This window comes from Citrobacter sp. TBCP-5362 (assembly GCF_005406305.1).
In the GTDB taxonomy this organism is placed as follows: Bacteria; Pseudomonadota; Gammaproteobacteria; order Enterobacterales; family Enterobacteriaceae; genus Citrobacter_B; species Citrobacter_B koseri.
Genome location: NZ_CP040234.1, coordinates 2,168,004 through 2,182,561 on the forward strand (window position 1 = coordinate 2,168,004; position 14,558 = coordinate 2,182,561).

At 52.0% G+C, this 14,558-nt stretch carries 16 protein-coding genes; 11 read left to right on the forward strand and 5 right to left on the reverse strand.

Translation table 11 applies throughout. The features are described 5' to 3' along the window. Positions 1-138: 138 nt before the first annotated feature. Positions 139-390, reverse strand: coding sequence for a YciN family protein (locus FD428_RS10360; protein ID WP_003020616.1), 252 nt, complete (start codon positions 388-390; stop codon positions 139-141). Between the two features lie 400 nt (positions 391-790). Between FD428_RS10360 and topA the strand changes: the two genes are divergently transcribed. From topA to acnA, 6 genes are all read left to right on the forward strand, one after another. Further along, a complete protein-coding gene (gene topA / locus FD428_RS10365; protein ID WP_114847857.1) occupies positions 791-3,388 on the forward strand; it encodes a type I DNA topoisomerase in 2,598 nt (865 codons plus the stop codon). A gap of 211 nt (positions 3,389-3,599) precedes the next feature. Then, on the forward strand, positions 3,600-4,574 hold the full coding sequence (gene cysB, locus FD428_RS10370; RefSeq protein ID WP_012132231.1) for an HTH-type transcriptional regulator CysB: 975 nt from the start codon (positions 3,600-3,602) through the stop codon (positions 4,572-4,574). A 324-nt stretch (positions 4,575-4,898) separates the two neighbouring features. Further along, positions 4,899-5,039, forward strand: coding sequence for a YmiA family putative membrane protein (locus FD428_RS10375; RefSeq protein WP_213164932.1), 141 nt, complete (start codon positions 4,899-4,901; stop codon positions 5,037-5,039). 3 nt (positions 5,040-5,042) lie between these two features. Further along, positions 5,043-5,213, forward strand: coding sequence for a hypothetical protein (locus FD428_RS21725; RefSeq protein ID WP_096753854.1), 171 nt, complete (start codon positions 5,043-5,045; stop codon positions 5,211-5,213). A gap of 130 nt (positions 5,214-5,343) precedes the next feature. Then, positions 5,344-5,439 (forward strand): small membrane protein YmiC, encoded by a 96-nt coding sequence (ymiC, locus tag FD428_RS21840; protein WP_223849120.1) that lies wholly within the window; start codon positions 5,344-5,346, stop codon positions 5,437-5,439. A gap of 185 nt (positions 5,440-5,624) precedes the next feature. After that, entirely contained in the window at positions 5,625-8,300 is a 2,676-nt protein-coding gene (gene acnA, locus FD428_RS10380) for an aconitate hydratase AcnA (RefSeq protein ID WP_114847858.1), read from the forward strand. Positions 8,301-8,352: 52 nt separating this feature from the next. On the opposite strand, the gene ribA is transcribed toward acnA, so the two are convergent. After that, positions 8,353-8,943 carry a GTP cyclohydrolase II gene (ribA, locus tag FD428_RS10385; RefSeq protein WP_012132238.1) on the reverse strand — a complete coding sequence of 197 codons (591 nt, stop codon included), beginning with the start codon at positions 8,941-8,943 and terminating at the stop codon, positions 8,353-8,355. A 187-nt stretch (positions 8,944-9,130) separates the two neighbouring features. Between ribA and pgpB the strand changes: the two genes are divergently transcribed. From pgpB to yciH, 5 genes are all read left to right on the forward strand, one after another. Beyond that, entirely contained in the window at positions 9,131-9,886 is a 756-nt protein-coding gene (pgpB, locus tag FD428_RS10390; protein WP_114847859.1) for a phosphatidylglycerophosphatase B, read from the forward strand. A gap of 159 nt (positions 9,887-10,045) precedes the next feature. Next, a complete protein-coding gene (lapA, locus tag FD428_RS10395) occupies positions 10,046-10,354 on the forward strand; it encodes a lipopolysaccharide assembly protein LapA (RefSeq protein WP_047463550.1) in 309 nt (102 codons plus the stop codon). A gap of 6 nt (positions 10,355-10,360) precedes the next feature. Continuing rightward, positions 10,361-11,530: a lipopolysaccharide assembly protein LapB gene (gene lapB, locus FD428_RS10400; protein ID WP_012132243.1), complete on the forward strand. Its 1,170-nt coding sequence runs from the start codon at positions 10,361-10,363 to the stop codon at positions 11,528-11,530. A gap of 189 nt (positions 11,531-11,719) precedes the next feature. After that, positions 11,720-12,457, forward strand: a complete 738-nt coding sequence (gene pyrF / locus FD428_RS10405) for an orotidine-5'-phosphate decarboxylase (RefSeq protein ID WP_110494909.1) — start codon at positions 11,720-11,722, stop codon at positions 12,455-12,457. After that, a complete protein-coding gene (gene yciH, locus FD428_RS10410) occupies positions 12,457-12,783 on the forward strand; it encodes a stress response translation initiation inhibitor YciH (protein ID WP_012132245.1) in 327 nt (108 codons plus the stop codon). Before pyrF ends, yciH begins: the two co-directional genes overlap by 1 nt. A gap of 112 nt (positions 12,784-12,895) precedes the next feature. Here the strand turns inward: yciH and osmB are convergent, their stop codons facing one another. From osmB to FD428_RS10425, 3 genes are all read right to left on the reverse strand, one after another. Then, positions 12,896-13,114, reverse strand: a complete 219-nt coding sequence (gene osmB, locus FD428_RS10415; protein ID WP_012132246.1) for an osmotically-inducible lipoprotein OsmB — start codon at positions 13,112-13,114, stop codon at positions 12,896-12,898. Between the two features lie 279 nt (positions 13,115-13,393). Then, the gene (locus FD428_RS10420; protein WP_024130303.1) at positions 13,394-14,146 is read right to left on the reverse strand and encodes a DNA-binding transcriptional regulator YciT; all 753 of its coding nucleotides are present in this window, start codon (positions 14,144-14,146) and stop codon (positions 13,394-13,396) included. An 88-nt stretch (positions 14,147-14,234) separates the two neighbouring features. Continuing rightward, entirely contained in the window at positions 14,235-14,417 is a 183-nt protein-coding gene (locus FD428_RS10425) for a hypothetical protein (protein WP_024130304.1), read from the reverse strand. Between the last annotated feature and the right edge of the window lie 141 nt (positions 14,418-14,558).

Here is a 14,558-nt window from a genome sequence, read left to right on the forward strand (position 1 = left end):
TACGGACTGTTTTGTAGGCCGGATAAGGCGCAGCCGCCATCCGGCAAACAGCCCGGTGGCGCTAATGCTTACCAGGCCTGCGGACTGTTTTGTGGGCCGGATAAGGCGCAGCCGCCATCCGGCAAAACCTTTCCAGCGTTAATCGATCAGGTGATACTTCTCAGAAAGCACATGCGCCAGATGTTTAAACATATTAAACACGGCGGTGCTTTTGGGCGTCGGTAAACCTTGCTCGTCTAAAAAGTAATCGCCGCTGAAGACCAGCACGCCGTTTCGCTGCGTCACACCGGTGGCGACAATCCCCGCCAGCGTGTCCTCATGCTCACGAATGATTTTGTTGGCTTCAATCAGCAGTGTTTCACGATCGATAGGTTGGGTGTCTTTATGCATTATTTACTCCTTAAACAAGGACATTAGTCTACGCCGGGCGCTGCTTATGGGCAAATATTCCCTGATAAACACGAAGGTCTTGTAAAGGTGCTGTTACTGGCGAGATTTGTTTTTGCATGCTAATAAAGTTGCGTAACGAATTTTATCAGGTACAGTGTGACGCTTTCGTCAATCTGGCAACAGATTTGCTTGACATTCGACCAAAATTCCGTCGTGCTATAGCGCTTGTGTGCTAAAAAGCCTGTTAACTCAGTCACCTGAGGATCACGTTTCGCGCACTGAGTCAGTACAAGGGGTTGATATCCGCCGACACAGAGACCATATCGGTGTCTCGTCGCCAGTGGAAGGTGAATCAACGTGCGACGCATTCCAGGAAGAATCAATTTAGGTAAAGGTGAATATGGGTAAAGCTCTTGTCATCGTTGAGTCCCCGGCAAAAGCCAAAACGATCAACAAGTATCTGGGTAATGATTACGTGGTTAAGTCCAGCGTCGGTCATATCCGTGATTTGCCGACCAGTGGCTCAGCAGCTAAAAAGAGCGCCGACTCTACCTCCACCAAAACGGCTAAAAAGCCCAAAAAGGATGAACGTGGCGCTCTCGTCAACCGAATGGGGGTTGACCCTTGGCATAACTGGGATGCGCATTATGAAGTGCTGCCCGGTAAAGAGAAGGTCGTCTCTGAACTGAAACAATTGGCTGAAAAAGCCGACCACATCTATCTCGCAACCGACCTTGACCGCGAAGGGGAAGCCATTGCCTGGCACCTGCGGGAAGTAATCGGGGGTGATGACACGCGCTATAGCCGCGTGGTGTTTAACGAAATAACCAAAAACGCGATTCGCCAGGCGTTTGATAAGCCAGGCGAACTGAATATCGACCGTGTTAACGCGCAGCAGGCGCGCCGCTTTATGGACCGCGTTGTGGGCTATATGGTGTCGCCATTGCTGTGGAAAAAAATTGCGCGAGGCCTGTCGGCAGGCCGCGTACAGTCCGTTGCCGTGCGTCTGGTTGTTGAGCGCGAACGTGACATCAAAGCGTTCGTACCGGAAGAGTTCTGGGAAGTGAACGCCAGCACAACAACGCCTTCTGGCGATGCCTTGCCGCTTGACGTTACGCACCAGAATGATAAACCGTTCCGTCCGGTTAACCGCGAGCAAACGCTGGCGGCGGTCAGCCTACTGGAAAAAGCGCGTTACAGCGTACTGGAGCGTGAAGATAAACCGACCAGCAGCAAGCCTGGCGCGCCGTTTATCACGTCGACGCTGCAACAGGCGGCGAGCACGCGTCTGGGCTTTGGCGTGAAAAAAACCATGATGATGGCGCAGCGCTTGTACGAAGCGGGCTACATCACCTACATGCGTACTGACTCCACCAACCTGAGCCAGGATGCGGTAAACATGGTTCGCGGTTATATCAGCGATAGCTTCGGCAAGAAATACCTGCCGGAGAACCCGAACCAGTACGCCAGCAAAGAAAATTCACAGGAAGCGCACGAAGCGATCCGTCCTTCTGATGTCGCGGTGATGGCCGAAGCGCTGAAGGATATGGAAGCGGACGCGCAGAAACTGTATCAGCTGATCTGGCGTCAGTTTGTCGCCTGTCAGATGACGCCAGCCCAGTACGATTCCACCACGCTGACGGTCGGTGCGGGTGATTTCCGCCTGAAAGCGCGTGGCCGCATTCTGCGTTTCGACGGCTGGACGAAAGTCATGCCTGCGCTGCGTAAAGGCGATGAAGACCGGACGTTGCCTGCGGTGAATAAAGGCGATGTGTTGACGCTGGTTGAACTGACCCCGGCGCAGCACTTCACCAAACCACCGGCGCGCTTCAGTGAAGCATCGCTGGTTAAAGAGCTGGAAAAACGCGGTATTGGTCGTCCATCCACCTATGCGTCGATCATCTCGACCATTCAGGATCGCGGTTATGTCCGCGTGGAAAACCGTCGCTTCTATGCTGAAAAAATGGGTGAGATTGTCACCGATAGACTGGAAGAAAACTTCCGCGAGCTGATGAACTACGATTTCACCGCCCAGATGGAAGACAGCCTCGACAAGGTGGCCAGCCACGAAGCCGAGTGGAAAAACGTGCTTGATAACTTCTTCAGCGATTTTACTCAGCAGCTTGATAAAGCGGAGAAAGATCCTGAAGAGGGCGGCATGCGTCCTAACCAGATGGTGCTGACCAGCATTGACTGCCCGACATGCGGGCGCAAAATGGGGATTCGCACCGCCAGCACCGGCGTGTTCCTGGGATGTTCCGGCTATGCGCTACCGCCGAAAGAGCGCTGCAAAACCACCATCAACCTGGTGCCGGAAAATGAAGTGCTGAACGTACTGGAAGGCGATGATGCGGAAACCAACGCTTTGCGTGCAAAACGTCGTTGCCAGAAGTGCGGCACCGCAATGGACAGCTACCTGATCGATCCGAAACGCAAGCTGCATGTCTGCGGTAATAACCCGACCTGCGACGGTTACGAAATCGAAGAGGGCGAGTTCCGTATTAAAGGTTATGACGGCCCGATCGTTGAGTGCGAAAAATGTGGCTCTGAAATGCACCTGAAAATGGGGCGTTTTGGTAAGTACATGGCCTGTACCAACGACGAATGTAAAAATACCCGTAAGATTCTGCGTAACGGTGAAGTCGCGCCGCCGAAAGAAGATCCGGTACCGTTGCCGGAACTGCCGTGCGAGAAATCGGACGCGTATTTCGTGCTGCGTGACGGCGCCGCAGGGATCTTCCTCGCGGCGAATACCTTCCCGAAATCGCGTGAAACGCGTGCGCCGTTAGTGGAAGAGTTGTACCGCTTCCGCGACCGTCTGCCGGAAAAACTGCGTTATCTGGCCGATGCGCCGCAGCAGGACCCGGAAGGCAATAAGACGCTGGTGCGTTTTAGCCGTAAGACGAAACAGCAGTATGTTGCCGCTGAAAAAGACGGGAAAGCGACGGGATGGTCCGCATTCTTCGTTGATGGCAAGTGGGTAGAAGGTAAGAAATAACAGTCACCTGGCTGAATTTCACTTAAGAGGGTCGCGCAAGCGGCCCTTTTTTATTCCGGGCTTATTATTTTTTCTTCGCATCTATACAGCTCTGATATAAATGATATAGTGGTTATAGTTAACGGCTTTTTTATTATTAAATCGTATTAGCAGCGCGTGACGTGCTGCTTATCAAACGATGACATGACGGCGCTAATCTGGATGGTTTAACATGAAATTACAGCAGCTTCGCTACATTGTTGAGGTGGTTAATCACAACCTTAATGTCTCTTCCACCGCCGAAGGGCTTTACACCTCCCAGCCGGGCATCAGTAAGCAAGTTCGTATGCTGGAAGATGAGCTTGGCATCCAGATTTTCGCGCGCAGCGGTAAACACCTGACGCAAGTGACGCCAGCGGGGCAGGAAATTATTCGCATTGCGCGCGAAGTGTTGTCCAAAGTCGATGCCATCAAGTCCGTGGCGGGCGAACACACCTGGCCGGATAAAGGTTCTCTGTATATTGCCACCACGCACACTCAGGCGCGCTATGCGCTGCCAAATGTGATCAAGGGCTTTATTGAGCGCTATCCTCGCGTTTCATTGCATATGCATCAGGGGTCGCCCACGCAAATCGCGGAAGCGGTTTCGAAAGGGAATGCCGACTTCGCTATCGCCACTGAAGCGCTGCACCTGTATGACGATCTGGTGATGCTGCCATGCTACCACTGGAATCGCTCTATCGTCGTCACGCCAGAGCACCCGCTGGCCGCTAAATCATCGGTGACGATTGAGGAACTGGCACAGTATCCGCTGGTGACCTACACCTTTGGCTTTACCGGGCGCTCCGAGCTGGATACCGCGTTTAATCGCGCCGGGCTGACGCCGCGTATTGTCTTTACGGCAACCGATGCGGACGTGATAAAAACATACGTCCGGCTTGGCCTGGGGGTTGGGGTGATTGCCAGCATGGCCGTCGATCCAATTTCCGACCCGGACCTGGTGCGTGTCGATGCGCATGATATTTTCAGCCATAGCACCACGAAAATTGGTTTTCGCCGCAGCACGTTTTTACGCAGCTATATGTACGACTTTATTCAACGCTTTGCGCCGCATCTGACGCGCGATGTTGTGGATACCGCCGTGGCCTTGCGTTCTAACGAAGAAATTGAAGCCATGTTTAACGATATTAAATTACCGGAAAAGTAATCACGCGCGTGAGTTTTCAGGTATCTCCAGACACGAGGAGATACCTGAATAACCACTAAATTTATGGATTATGGTTTTCGTTTTTTCTGCGATCATATTACCTGCATGGTATTCATGGAAAAGCGCCAGTAAAGTAGTTTCGAATTACCCGCCTCGCAAATTCCGCCTTTCAAATATTTATTTCCGGTCAAAAGATTGATTTATTCATGGGAAACGATTCGTAAATTCACTGGATTTTTGACTAAAGTTTCTTTAGGATTTGTCTCATCTGATGATTAATTGTACCGATTGTTTGGTGCTGAAATGATAAGTGATGCCGATTGTATGAGGTTAGCAATGCCTTCTGGAAACCAGGAACCCCGCAGGGACCCCGAGCTTAAACGCAAAGCATGGCTGGCGGTATTCCTCGGCTCTGCGCTGTTCTGGGTTGTGATTGCGCTGGTTATCTGGCAAGTGTGGGGGTAAGTCATGGTTTCGCAGGAACATCAGCAACCCTCAACTCCAGCACGTCAGCCTCGTGATAGCGTGAAGGAAGCGCGGAGCGAATGTGTGACGAATATTCCAGAATCCTGGAAACTCACACAACAGCAACAGGCATTTATTGATTCATTCGCTGAAGATGAGCAACAGAAACAATAATTGGCGATTTTTTTAATCATCATTTCCAGTACAGGTCATTAACATCCCGTACTGTATTTCCTTATACACCACAGCAATAAGCGCTGAGTAAATCTCAGCATAAAGTATTAAACAAATGTCGGTGTAGCCTATGCAAACTGTGAATCTTAAATATTGGTCATGGATTGGGGCGTTCTCAGTATCGCTCTTGTTCTGGGCTCAACTTATCTGGATTGTCTCTTTCTGATCGTATGCCGGTAAATGCCCGATGGCGCAACGTCATCGGGCCTGCGCATGCCGATTCCCGTCCGTAAGGTTTCTCCTCTTTTATCAATTCGGGTTGTTATCAAAACGTTACATTCTGTTTGTGTTATCTTTAATACTAACCCTGAGGAGAGTCAGGGTATCCAACCCTGTTATTAAGGAGGAGCTATGTCGTCAACCCTACGAGAAGCCAGTAAGGACACGTTGCAGGCCAAAGACAAAACCTATCATTACTACAGTCTGCCCCTGGCTGCCAAAAAACTGGGCGATATTACCCGCTTGCCCAAGTCGCTAAAAGTTCTGCTTGAAAACCTGCTGCGCTGGCAGGACGGTGACTCTGTTACCGAAGAAGATATTCAGGCGTTAGCCGGGTGGCTGAAAAAAGCCCATGCTGACCGCGAAATTGCCTATCGACCCGCCCGTGTATTAATGCAGGATTTTACCGGCGTCCCGGCGGTGGTGGATCTGGCCGCCATGCGCGAAGCGGTCAAACGCCTCGGCGGGGATACTGCGAAAGTGAATCCGCTATCCCCGGTAGACCTTGTTATTGACCACTCGGTAACGGTCGATCGCTTTGGCGATGATGACGCTTTCGAAGAGAACGTGCGTCTGGAAATGGAACGCAACCACGAGCGCTATGTGTTCCTGAAATGGGGGCAACAGGCTTTTAGTCGCTTCAGCGTGGTGCCGCCAGGAACCGGGATCTGCCACCAGGTGAACCTGGAATACCTTGGTAAGGCCGTCTGGAGCGAATTGCAGGCGGGAGAGTGGGTCGCATACCCGGACACGCTGGTCGGTACCGACTCCCACACTACGATGATCAACGGCCTTGGCGTGCTGGGATGGGGCGTCGGGGGGATTGAAGCGGAAGCCGCGATGCTGGGCCAGCCGGTCTCAATGCTCATTCCCGATGTTGTTGGCTTCAAGTTGACCGGTAAGCTGCGTGAAGGTATCACCGCGACCGACCTGGTGCTGACCGTGACTCAGATGCTGCGTAAACACGGCGTCGTTGGTAAATTCGTTGAATTCTACGGCGACGGTCTGGACTCCTTGCCATTGGCCGATCGCGCGACGATAGCAAACATGTCGCCGGAATATGGCGCGACCTGCGGCTTCTTCCCGATTGACGGCATCACCCTCGAATATATGCGTTTAAGCGGCCGTAGCGAGGAGCAGGTTGAGCTGGTCGAAACCTATGCCAAAGCGCAGGGGATGTGGCGAAACCCTGGCGATGAACCTGTTTTCACCAGTTCGCTGGAACTGGATATGGGGGATGTCGAGGCGAGCCTTGCCGGGCCGAAGCGCCCGCAGGATCGGGTTGCGCTGGCAGATGTGCCGAAAGCCTTCGCCGCGAGCACGGAGCTGGAACTGAACACCGCGCAAAAAGACCGGCAGCCAATCGATTATGTTATGAACGGCCATCAATACCAGCTCCCGGACGGCGCTGTCGTGATTGCAGCTATCACCTCCTGTACCAATACTTCAAACCCCAGCGTGCTGATGGCCGCCGGTTTGCTGGCGAAAAAAGCGGTAACGCTGGGACTGAAACGGCAGCCGTGGGTGAAAGCCTCGCTGGCGCCGGGATCGAAAGTGGTCTCGGATTACCTGGCGCAGGCGAAACTCACGCCTTATCTTGATGAACTTGGCTTTAATCTGGTGGGGTATGGGTGCACCACCTGTATTGGTAACTCCGGCCCACTGCCGGAGCCTATCGAAACGGCAATCAAAAAAGGCGACTTGACGGTGGGCGCGGTACTTTCCGGCAACCGTAACTTTGAAGGCCGAATCCATCCGCTGGTGAAAACCAACTGGCTGGCGTCGCCTCCGCTGGTTGTTGCCTATGCGCTGGCGGGCAATATGAATGTTAACCTGGCGAAAGAGCCGCTGGGCCACGATCGCAAAGGCGACCCGGTTTATCTGAAGGATATCTGGCCTTCCGCGCAGGAGATCGCCCGCGCCGTTGAGCTGGTGTCGTCAGAAATGTTCCACAAAGAGTATGCAGAGGTTTTTGAAGGGACGCCGGAATGGAAAGCGATCAATGTTGATCGCTCAGACACCTATGGCTGGCAGGATGACTCCACCTATATCCGCTTGTCGCCGTTCTTTGACGAAATGCAGGTTCAACCCGATCCGGTGGAGGATATTCATGGCGCCCGTATTCTGGCCATGCTGGGTGATTCCGTCACCACTGACCACATCTCCCCGGCGGGCAGCATAAAGGCGGACAGCCCGGCAGGGCGCTATTTGCAGAATCATGGCGTTGAGCGTCGGGACTTCAACTCCTACGGTTCGCGCCGTGGAAACCATGAAGTGATGATGCGCGGTACGTTCGCGAATATTCGTATCCGCAACGAAATGGTTCCCGGTGTTGAAGGAGGAATGACCCGACATTTGCCGGGGACGGAGGTGATCTCCATCTATGATGCAGCGATGCTGTATCAGCAGGAGAAAACGCCGCTGGCGGTGATTGCGGGTAAAGAGTACGGTTCCGGTTCCAGCCGTGACTGGGCGGCCAAAGGCCCGCGTTTGCTGGGTATTCGCGTCGTGATTGCCGAGTCGTTTGAACGTATTCACCGTTCAAACCTGATTGGTATGGGGATTCTACCGCTGGAATTGCCGCAGGGCGTTACGCGTAAAACGCTCGGGTTAACCGGTGAGGAGACAATTGATATTGCCAGTTTGCAAAACCTGAAGCCTGGCGCCGCCATTCCGGTGACGTTAACCAAAGTGGATGGCAGCACAGAGGTGATTTCGTGCCGGTGCCGTATCGATACCGCAACTGAATTAACCTACTACCAGAATGACGGCATTCTGCATTATGTGATTCGTAATATGCTGCATTAAGACATAAAAAAGGCCTGATGGCGCGGTGCTTATCAGGCCTTTAATCAAAAATTTATTTACCCAATAAATGCCCCATCTTAGCGGCTTTGGTATCCAGATAGTGTTCGTTATTTGGGTTACGGCCAACAATCAGCGGTACGCGTTCAACAATATTGATACCTGCTTCCGTCAGAATTTCGACTTTCTTCGGGTTATTGGTCAGCAGACGGACTTCATCGACGCCCAGCAGTTTAAACATATCGGCACACAGGGTGAAATCACGCTCATCGGCGGCAAAACCCAGTTGGTGGTTGGCTTCCACGGTATCGTAGCCCTGATCCTGCAACGCGTAGGCGCGAATCTTATTGAGCAGGCCAATATTACGTCCTTCCTGACGATGGTAGAGCAGAATACCGCGACCTTCTTCCGCGATATGCGTCAGCGCCGCCTCTAACTGAAAACCACAATCGCAGCGCAGACTAAACAATGCGTCGCCGGTCAGACATTCTGAATGGACGCGAGCCAGGACAGGGGTTTGACCAGAGATATCGCCATAAACCAGCGCGACGTGGTCGTGTCCGGTTGCCAGTTCTTCAAATCCCACCATCAGGAAATCGCCCCATGGGGTTGGCAGTTTGGCTTCTGCCACTCGTTTAAGCTGCATGTATTTCTCCAGATAATGCTGGTGTCATCGCCAATTGGCTTCTGTATGTTTCTATTTTGCCATAAGGCGGCGGACTTCACCTAATCGCTGCCGTGCGATCGCTTTTGGAATGGCACAAATTTGTCAATTTTCCGGCACGCCAGGTTTTCAGTTATGATTGTGGCACTTATCGACGAAAGGAGAGGTCATGCTTTCGATTGCGAAGCGCACAACCGTAGGTGCTGCTCTGTTGCTTGTGATGCCGGTTAGCGTATGGATTTCAGGCTGGAACTGGCAACCCGGACACTCGGTCTGGTGGTTAAAATCCTTATACTGGGTGACAGAAACGGTGACGCAGCCGTGGGGAATTATTACGCATGTGCTTCTGTGCGCCTGGTTTCTTTGGTGCCTGAGATTTCGCCTGAAAGCCGCAATGATGCTTTTTGCTATTCTGGCCGGTGCGATCCTGCTGGGGCAGGGGGTAAAATCGCTGGTGAAGGAGCGGGTGCAGGAACCCCGACCCTTTGTTATTTGGCTGGAAAAAACGCACCATATTCCCGTTGATGAGTTCTACACTTTAAAACGTAAAGAACGCGGGCACTTAGTCAAAGAACAGCTGTCCGGGCAGCAGGATATTCCGGCTTTTCTGCGTCAACACTGGCAAAAAGAGACCGGATTCGCGTTTCCTTCCGGGCATACCCTGTTTGCCGCAAGCTGGGCGTTGTTGGCGGTAGGACTATTATGGCCGCGCAGGCGTACCCTTACGATTGCGATTTTGTTAGTCTGGGCGACAAGTGTTATGGGCAGTCGCCTGTTGTTGGGTATGCATTGGCCGCGTGATTTAGTTGTCGCGACGTTGATATCCTGGCTTCTGGTGACGCTGGCGACCTGGCTTGCTCAGCGCATTTGCGGGCCGCTTACGCCACCCGTTGAAGAGGCTCGCGAGATAGCGCAGCGGGAGTAAGAACGTTGACGGTGGTTGATTTTCCGTAATTTGCCCTTAAATCATGAGTGGACAGAACGCTTTTCCGTTTCGCGCGCGTCGCGAAAATGGTAATTTAAAGGGCTGAATGCGGTAAGTTGAACACGATTTATTCGCTCAAACCACATAACGGGAAGTAATGTGAAATATTTACTCATTTTCTTACTGGTGTTGGCGATTTTTGTTATTTCGGTGACATTGGGTGCGCAGAACGATCAACAGGTAACGTTTAATTACCTGCTGGCTCAAGGGGAGTACCGTATTTCTACGTTGCTTGCCGTTTTATTTGCCGCAGGCTTTGCTATTGGTTGGCTAATTTGCGGCCTGTTCTGGCTGCGTGTTCGCGTCTCCCTGGTGCGTGCCGAACGTAAAATCAAACGACTGGAAAACCAGCTTTCGCCTGCGACCGACGTTGCGGTATCTGCCGATTCGTCGGTTGTGAAGGAATAATCATTTATGCTGGAGTTGTTGTTTCTGCTTTTACCTGTAGCGGCAGCCTATGGCTGGTATATGGGTCGCAGAAGTGCGCAACAAACAAAACAGGACGAAGCTAACCGTCTTTCTCGCGACTATGTGGCGGGGGTTAACTTCCTCCTGAGTAACCAACAGGATAAGGCGGTGGATCTGTTCCTCGACATGCTGAAAGAGGATACTGGCACCGTTGAGGCTCATCTCACTCTTGGAAACCTGTTTCGCTCTCGCGGTGAAGTAGACCGCGCCATCCGCATCCACCAGACCTTAATGGAAAGCGCGTCGCTGACTTATGAGCAGCGTCTGCTGGCTGTGCAGCAACTGGGGCGTGATTACATGGCGGCCGGGTTGTATGACCGGGCGGAAGATATGTTCAACCAGCTCACGGATGAAACGGATTTCCGCGTAGGAGCGTTGCAACAGCTGTTGCAAATTTATCAGGCGACCAGCGACTGGCAGAAAGCGATTGATGTGGCAGAGCGGCTGGTGAAGCTCGGCAAAGACAAACAGCGTATTGAGATCGCACATTTCTATTGTGAGCTGGCGCTGCAACAGATGGGCTGCGATGATATGGATCGCGCCATGACGTTGCTGAAAAAAGGCGCCGCCGCAGACAAAAACAGCGCCCGTGTTTCTATCATGATGGGCCGTGTGTTTATGGCAAAGGGGGAATACGCTAAAGCGGTGGAGAGCTTACAGCGGGTTATCTCCCAGGATAAAGAGCTGGTCAGTGAAACGCTGGAGATGTTGCAGACGTGCTATCAGCAGCTTGGTAAAAATGATGAATGGGCGGAGTTCTTACGTCGGGCCGTGGAAGAAAACACCGGCGCCGCCGCTGAGTTGATGCTTGCCGATATTCTGGAAGCGCGGGAAGGGCACGACACTGCGCAGGTCTATATTACTCGCCAGTTACAGCGCCATCCGACCATGCGGGTGTTTCATAAGCTGATGGATTATCACCTCAATGAGGCAGAAGAAGGGCGCGCGAAAGAGAGCCTGATGGTGCTGCGTGATATGGTCGGTGAGCAGGTGCGCAGCAAACCGCGTTATCGCTGCCAGAAGTGTGGGTTTACCGCCTATACCATGTACTGGCATTGTCCTTCCTGCCGGGCGTGGTCGACGATTAAACCTATTCGCGGCCTTGACGGGCAGTAGTTTAAAAAAAACCTGTATTTTAGTTACAACATCCTGTTGGTTTTTACCTGTTCCTCACATTGGCATCCGGGCAATATCGCCTCGCAGAGGCACAATCGCGCCTGTTCATTTTGCCCTTGCGCAGGTAGAATGCACGCCGTTTACCCATTTCGCGCCGCACCCGGCGCCCATCATCAAGAAGGTCTGGTCATGACGTTTACTGCTTCATCTTCTTCCCGCGCTGTTACCGATTCTCCTGTCGTTGTTGCTCTGGATTACAATAATCGTGATAACGCGCTGGCTTTCGTCGACAGAATCGACCCGCGTGATTGCCGCCTGAAAGTCGGCAAAGAGATGTTCACGCTGTTCGGCCCGCAGTTAGTTCGTGATTTGCAGCAGCGCGGCTTCGATATCTTTCTTGACCTGAAATTTCATGATATTCCAAATACCACGGCACATGCCGTTGCGGCGGCGGCAGATCTGGGCGTATGGATGGTTAACGTCCATGCGTCGGGTGGAGCGCGAATGATGACCGCAGCGCGCGAAGCCTTACTGCCGCTGGGTAAGGATGCGCCATTGCTGATTGCGGTGACGGTACTGACCAGCATGGAAGCCAGCGATCTGGCGGATCTTGGCGTGACGTTGTCACCGGCTGAGCATGCGGAACGTCTGGCGCGCCTGACGCAAAATTGCGGGCTGGATGGCGTGGTCTGCTCGGCGCAGGAAGCGGTGCGCTTTAAGCAGGAATTTGGCGCAGAGTTTAAACTGGTAACGCCGGGTATCCGTCCTCAGGGGTCTGACGCTGGCGATCAGCGTCGTATCATGACGCCGGAACAGGCGCTGGCGGCGGGCGTGGACTATATGGTTATAGGACGACCGGTTACGCAGTCTGCTGACCCTGCGCAAACCCTGAAGGCCATTAATGCATCACTGAAACGGGGAGCCTGATGAACAATTCTGACAGCCGTCTGGTCTATTCCACGGAAACGGGCCGGATTGACGAACCGAAAGCGGCGGTTGAACGCCCAAAGGGTGATGGTATCGTCCGTATTCAGCGCCAGACCAGTGGGCGGAAAGGTAAGGGGGTGTGCCTCGTTACCGGCATTGATATGGATGATGCTGAACTGACCAAACTGGCCGCAGAGCTGAAGAAAAAATGCGGCTGCGGTGGGGCGGTTAAAGAGGGAATAATTGAAATTCAGGGTGATAAGCGCGATCTGATTAAATCATTACTGGAAGCCAAAGGAATGAAAGTTAAACTGGCTGGCGGCTAATGAAAAAAGCCACGATAGTTATTTATCGTGGCTTTAAATTTCACTGTGTATATTTAGAGTAAAGACCTGTAAAGAATTACCGTATTATTATTTCGAGCCGGTCGACCGTAGATTATTTACCTACCTGATGGCCGATAACACCACCTACCGCAGCCCCGCCAAGCGTACCCAGCGTGCTACCATCAGTTAAAATGGCACCGCCCAACGCCCCAGCCCCTGCACCGATCGCAGTGTTACGGTCACGTTTAGACCAATTAGAGCAAGCGCTCAGAGACATCGCCAGGGTAATTGCCAGAACAGCGGCGGTCATTTTTTTGCTCGTCATAAACATAATACTTTCTCCTGAATAATTGATTCACGGAAGTAAGTTCTCTTTAATTATAGCTAAAATGATGTTCATTAAAGCCATTAAAGAGACTGTCCGCAAAACCTTGTTGCGCAGGGGTAACAGCTTAAAATCACGCAGGTGATAGTCACTTCCTGTTATATCGCTAATATAAATTTTACGACTTTACCCTGTTAATAACAGGTAAATAGTCTTAATTAGATTGTCGGAAAAATCTCAGAGGGGAGAGATGATTTGCCATCCGGCAAATCATCTGCAATGCGCTCAGGCGCGGGGTTCGATGATGTTCACCGTCAGCCCGGTGCGTTCCAGTTGCATTTGATGGTCCGCACTTATTCTGGAATCGGTGATAACGCGGCTAAAACGTGTTAACGGCCCCAGCGTATAAGGATGTACTGCGCCGAATTTAGAGCTGTCCGTCAGAACAATGGCTTCAGAGCCTTTTTCCAGTACGGCATTAACCACATCCGATCGCATCATGTCCCGTCCGGTAAAACCGGTATCTGGCTGCCAGCCATCGATACCGATGAAGGCCTTACTGAAGTGAACCTGCTGGATAAACTGGCGGGTCAATGGCCCGACCATACTTTCACTTTTTTTCTGGTAGATTCCGCCAAGGAGGATCACTTCGCACGGCGTCTCTTTGAGCAAGTGAGCGATATAGCTACTCACCGTAATAATGGTGACATCCTTTTGTTCCGCTAACGTTCTGGCCAGCAGGGCATTGCTGCTGCCGTTTTCAATAAATACGGATTCGCCGGGGCTGACCAGTGATGCGGCAAATTCAGCCAGTTCGCGTTTGAGCGTGTAATTGGTCATCATGCGCGTTTCGACGTCATCGCTGTCCAGCGAGACGGCAAAACCATGCGCACGGCGCAGATAGCTCTGTTTTTCCAGGGTGTTAAGATCCTGTCGGATCGTGACTTCAGAGACGCCGGTGATTTTCGCCAGCTCAGCCACGCTCATCTGGCCTTTATCAATGACCATTTGCAAAATTGATTGTTGTCGGGAATTCATAATTTTAATTTTTATAACGGTATCAGTACCGGGGAGTATAAGGGATGCTGCGTTTCCTGAGTCAGGTGCCACGAAAAGCTCGCGTCACTTAGATCTCCCACGGAGCCCGGGGTTTCGTCGAGGAGGCGTCGGTATCTTCTTTCACCTGACTTAACAACTCCGCTTTAAGAATTTCAAGGTTGTGGATGGCAGAGTGGTAATCGCCAGCAACAAGGATATCCAGCACGGTATCAATGCGTTCGGCAACACGTTGGGCGTCGATATCAGACATGGTTATCATCCTTACGTCAAAAATGTATGAATTTCATGATGCAAAAAATAATGCCAAAAGAGAAGGGGAAAAACAGGATTCGCCAAAACCATTGGGTAATATTATATATTCTGTTATTACATGCAGATAAGTTTGTTACCA

Bases quoted from the DNA above. Each gene is read 5' to 3' on its own strand.
- osmB (WP_012132246.1), bottom strand. From the start codon at position 13,114: ATGTTTATGACGAGCAAAAAAATGACCGCCGCTGTTCTGGCAATTACC.
- pyrF (WP_110494909.1), top strand. From the start codon at position 11,720: ATGACGTTTACTGCTTCATCTTCTTCCCGCGCTGTTACCGATTCTCCT.
- cysB (WP_012132231.1), top strand. From the start codon at position 3,600: ATGAAATTACAGCAGCTTCGCTACATTGTTGAGGTGGTTAATCACAAC.
- ymiC (WP_223849120.1), top strand. From the start codon at position 5,344: ATGCAAACTGTGAATCTTAAATATTGGTCATGGATTGGGGCGTTCTCA.
- lapB (WP_012132243.1), top strand. From the start codon at position 10,361: ATGCTGGAGTTGTTGTTTCTGCTTTTACCTGTAGCGGCAGCCTATGGC.
- FD428_RS10420 (WP_024130303.1), bottom strand. From the start codon at position 14,146: ATGAATTCCCGACAACAATCAATTTTGCAAATGGTCATTGATAAAGGC.
- topA (WP_114847857.1), top strand. From the start codon at position 791: ATGGGTAAAGCTCTTGTCATCGTTGAGTCCCCGGCAAAAGCCAAAACG.
- FD428_RS21725 (WP_096753854.1), top strand. From the start codon at position 5,043: ATGGTTTCGCAGGAACATCAGCAACCCTCAACTCCAGCACGTCAGCCT.
- pgpB (WP_114847859.1), top strand. From the start codon at position 9,131: ATGCTTTCGATTGCGAAGCGCACAACCGTAGGTGCTGCTCTGTTGCTT.
- FD428_RS10375 (WP_213164932.1), top strand. From the start codon at position 4,899: ATGAGGTTAGCAATGCCTTCTGGAAACCAGGAACCCCGCAGGGACCCC.
- FD428_RS10360 (WP_003020616.1), bottom strand. From the start codon at position 390: ATGCATAAAGACACCCAACCTATCGATCGTGAAACACTGCTGATTGAA.
- yciH (WP_012132245.1), top strand. From the start codon at position 12,457: ATGAACAATTCTGACAGCCGTCTGGTCTATTCCACGGAAACGGGCCGG.
- acnA (WP_114847858.1), top strand. From the start codon at position 5,625: ATGTCGTCAACCCTACGAGAAGCCAGTAAGGACACGTTGCAGGCCAAA.
- FD428_RS10425 (WP_024130304.1), bottom strand. From the start codon at position 14,417: ATGTCTGATATCGACGCCCAACGTGTTGCCGAACGCATTGATACCGTG.
- ribA (WP_012132238.1), bottom strand. From the start codon at position 8,943: ATGCAGCTTAAACGAGTGGCAGAAGCCAAACTGCCAACCCCATGGGGC.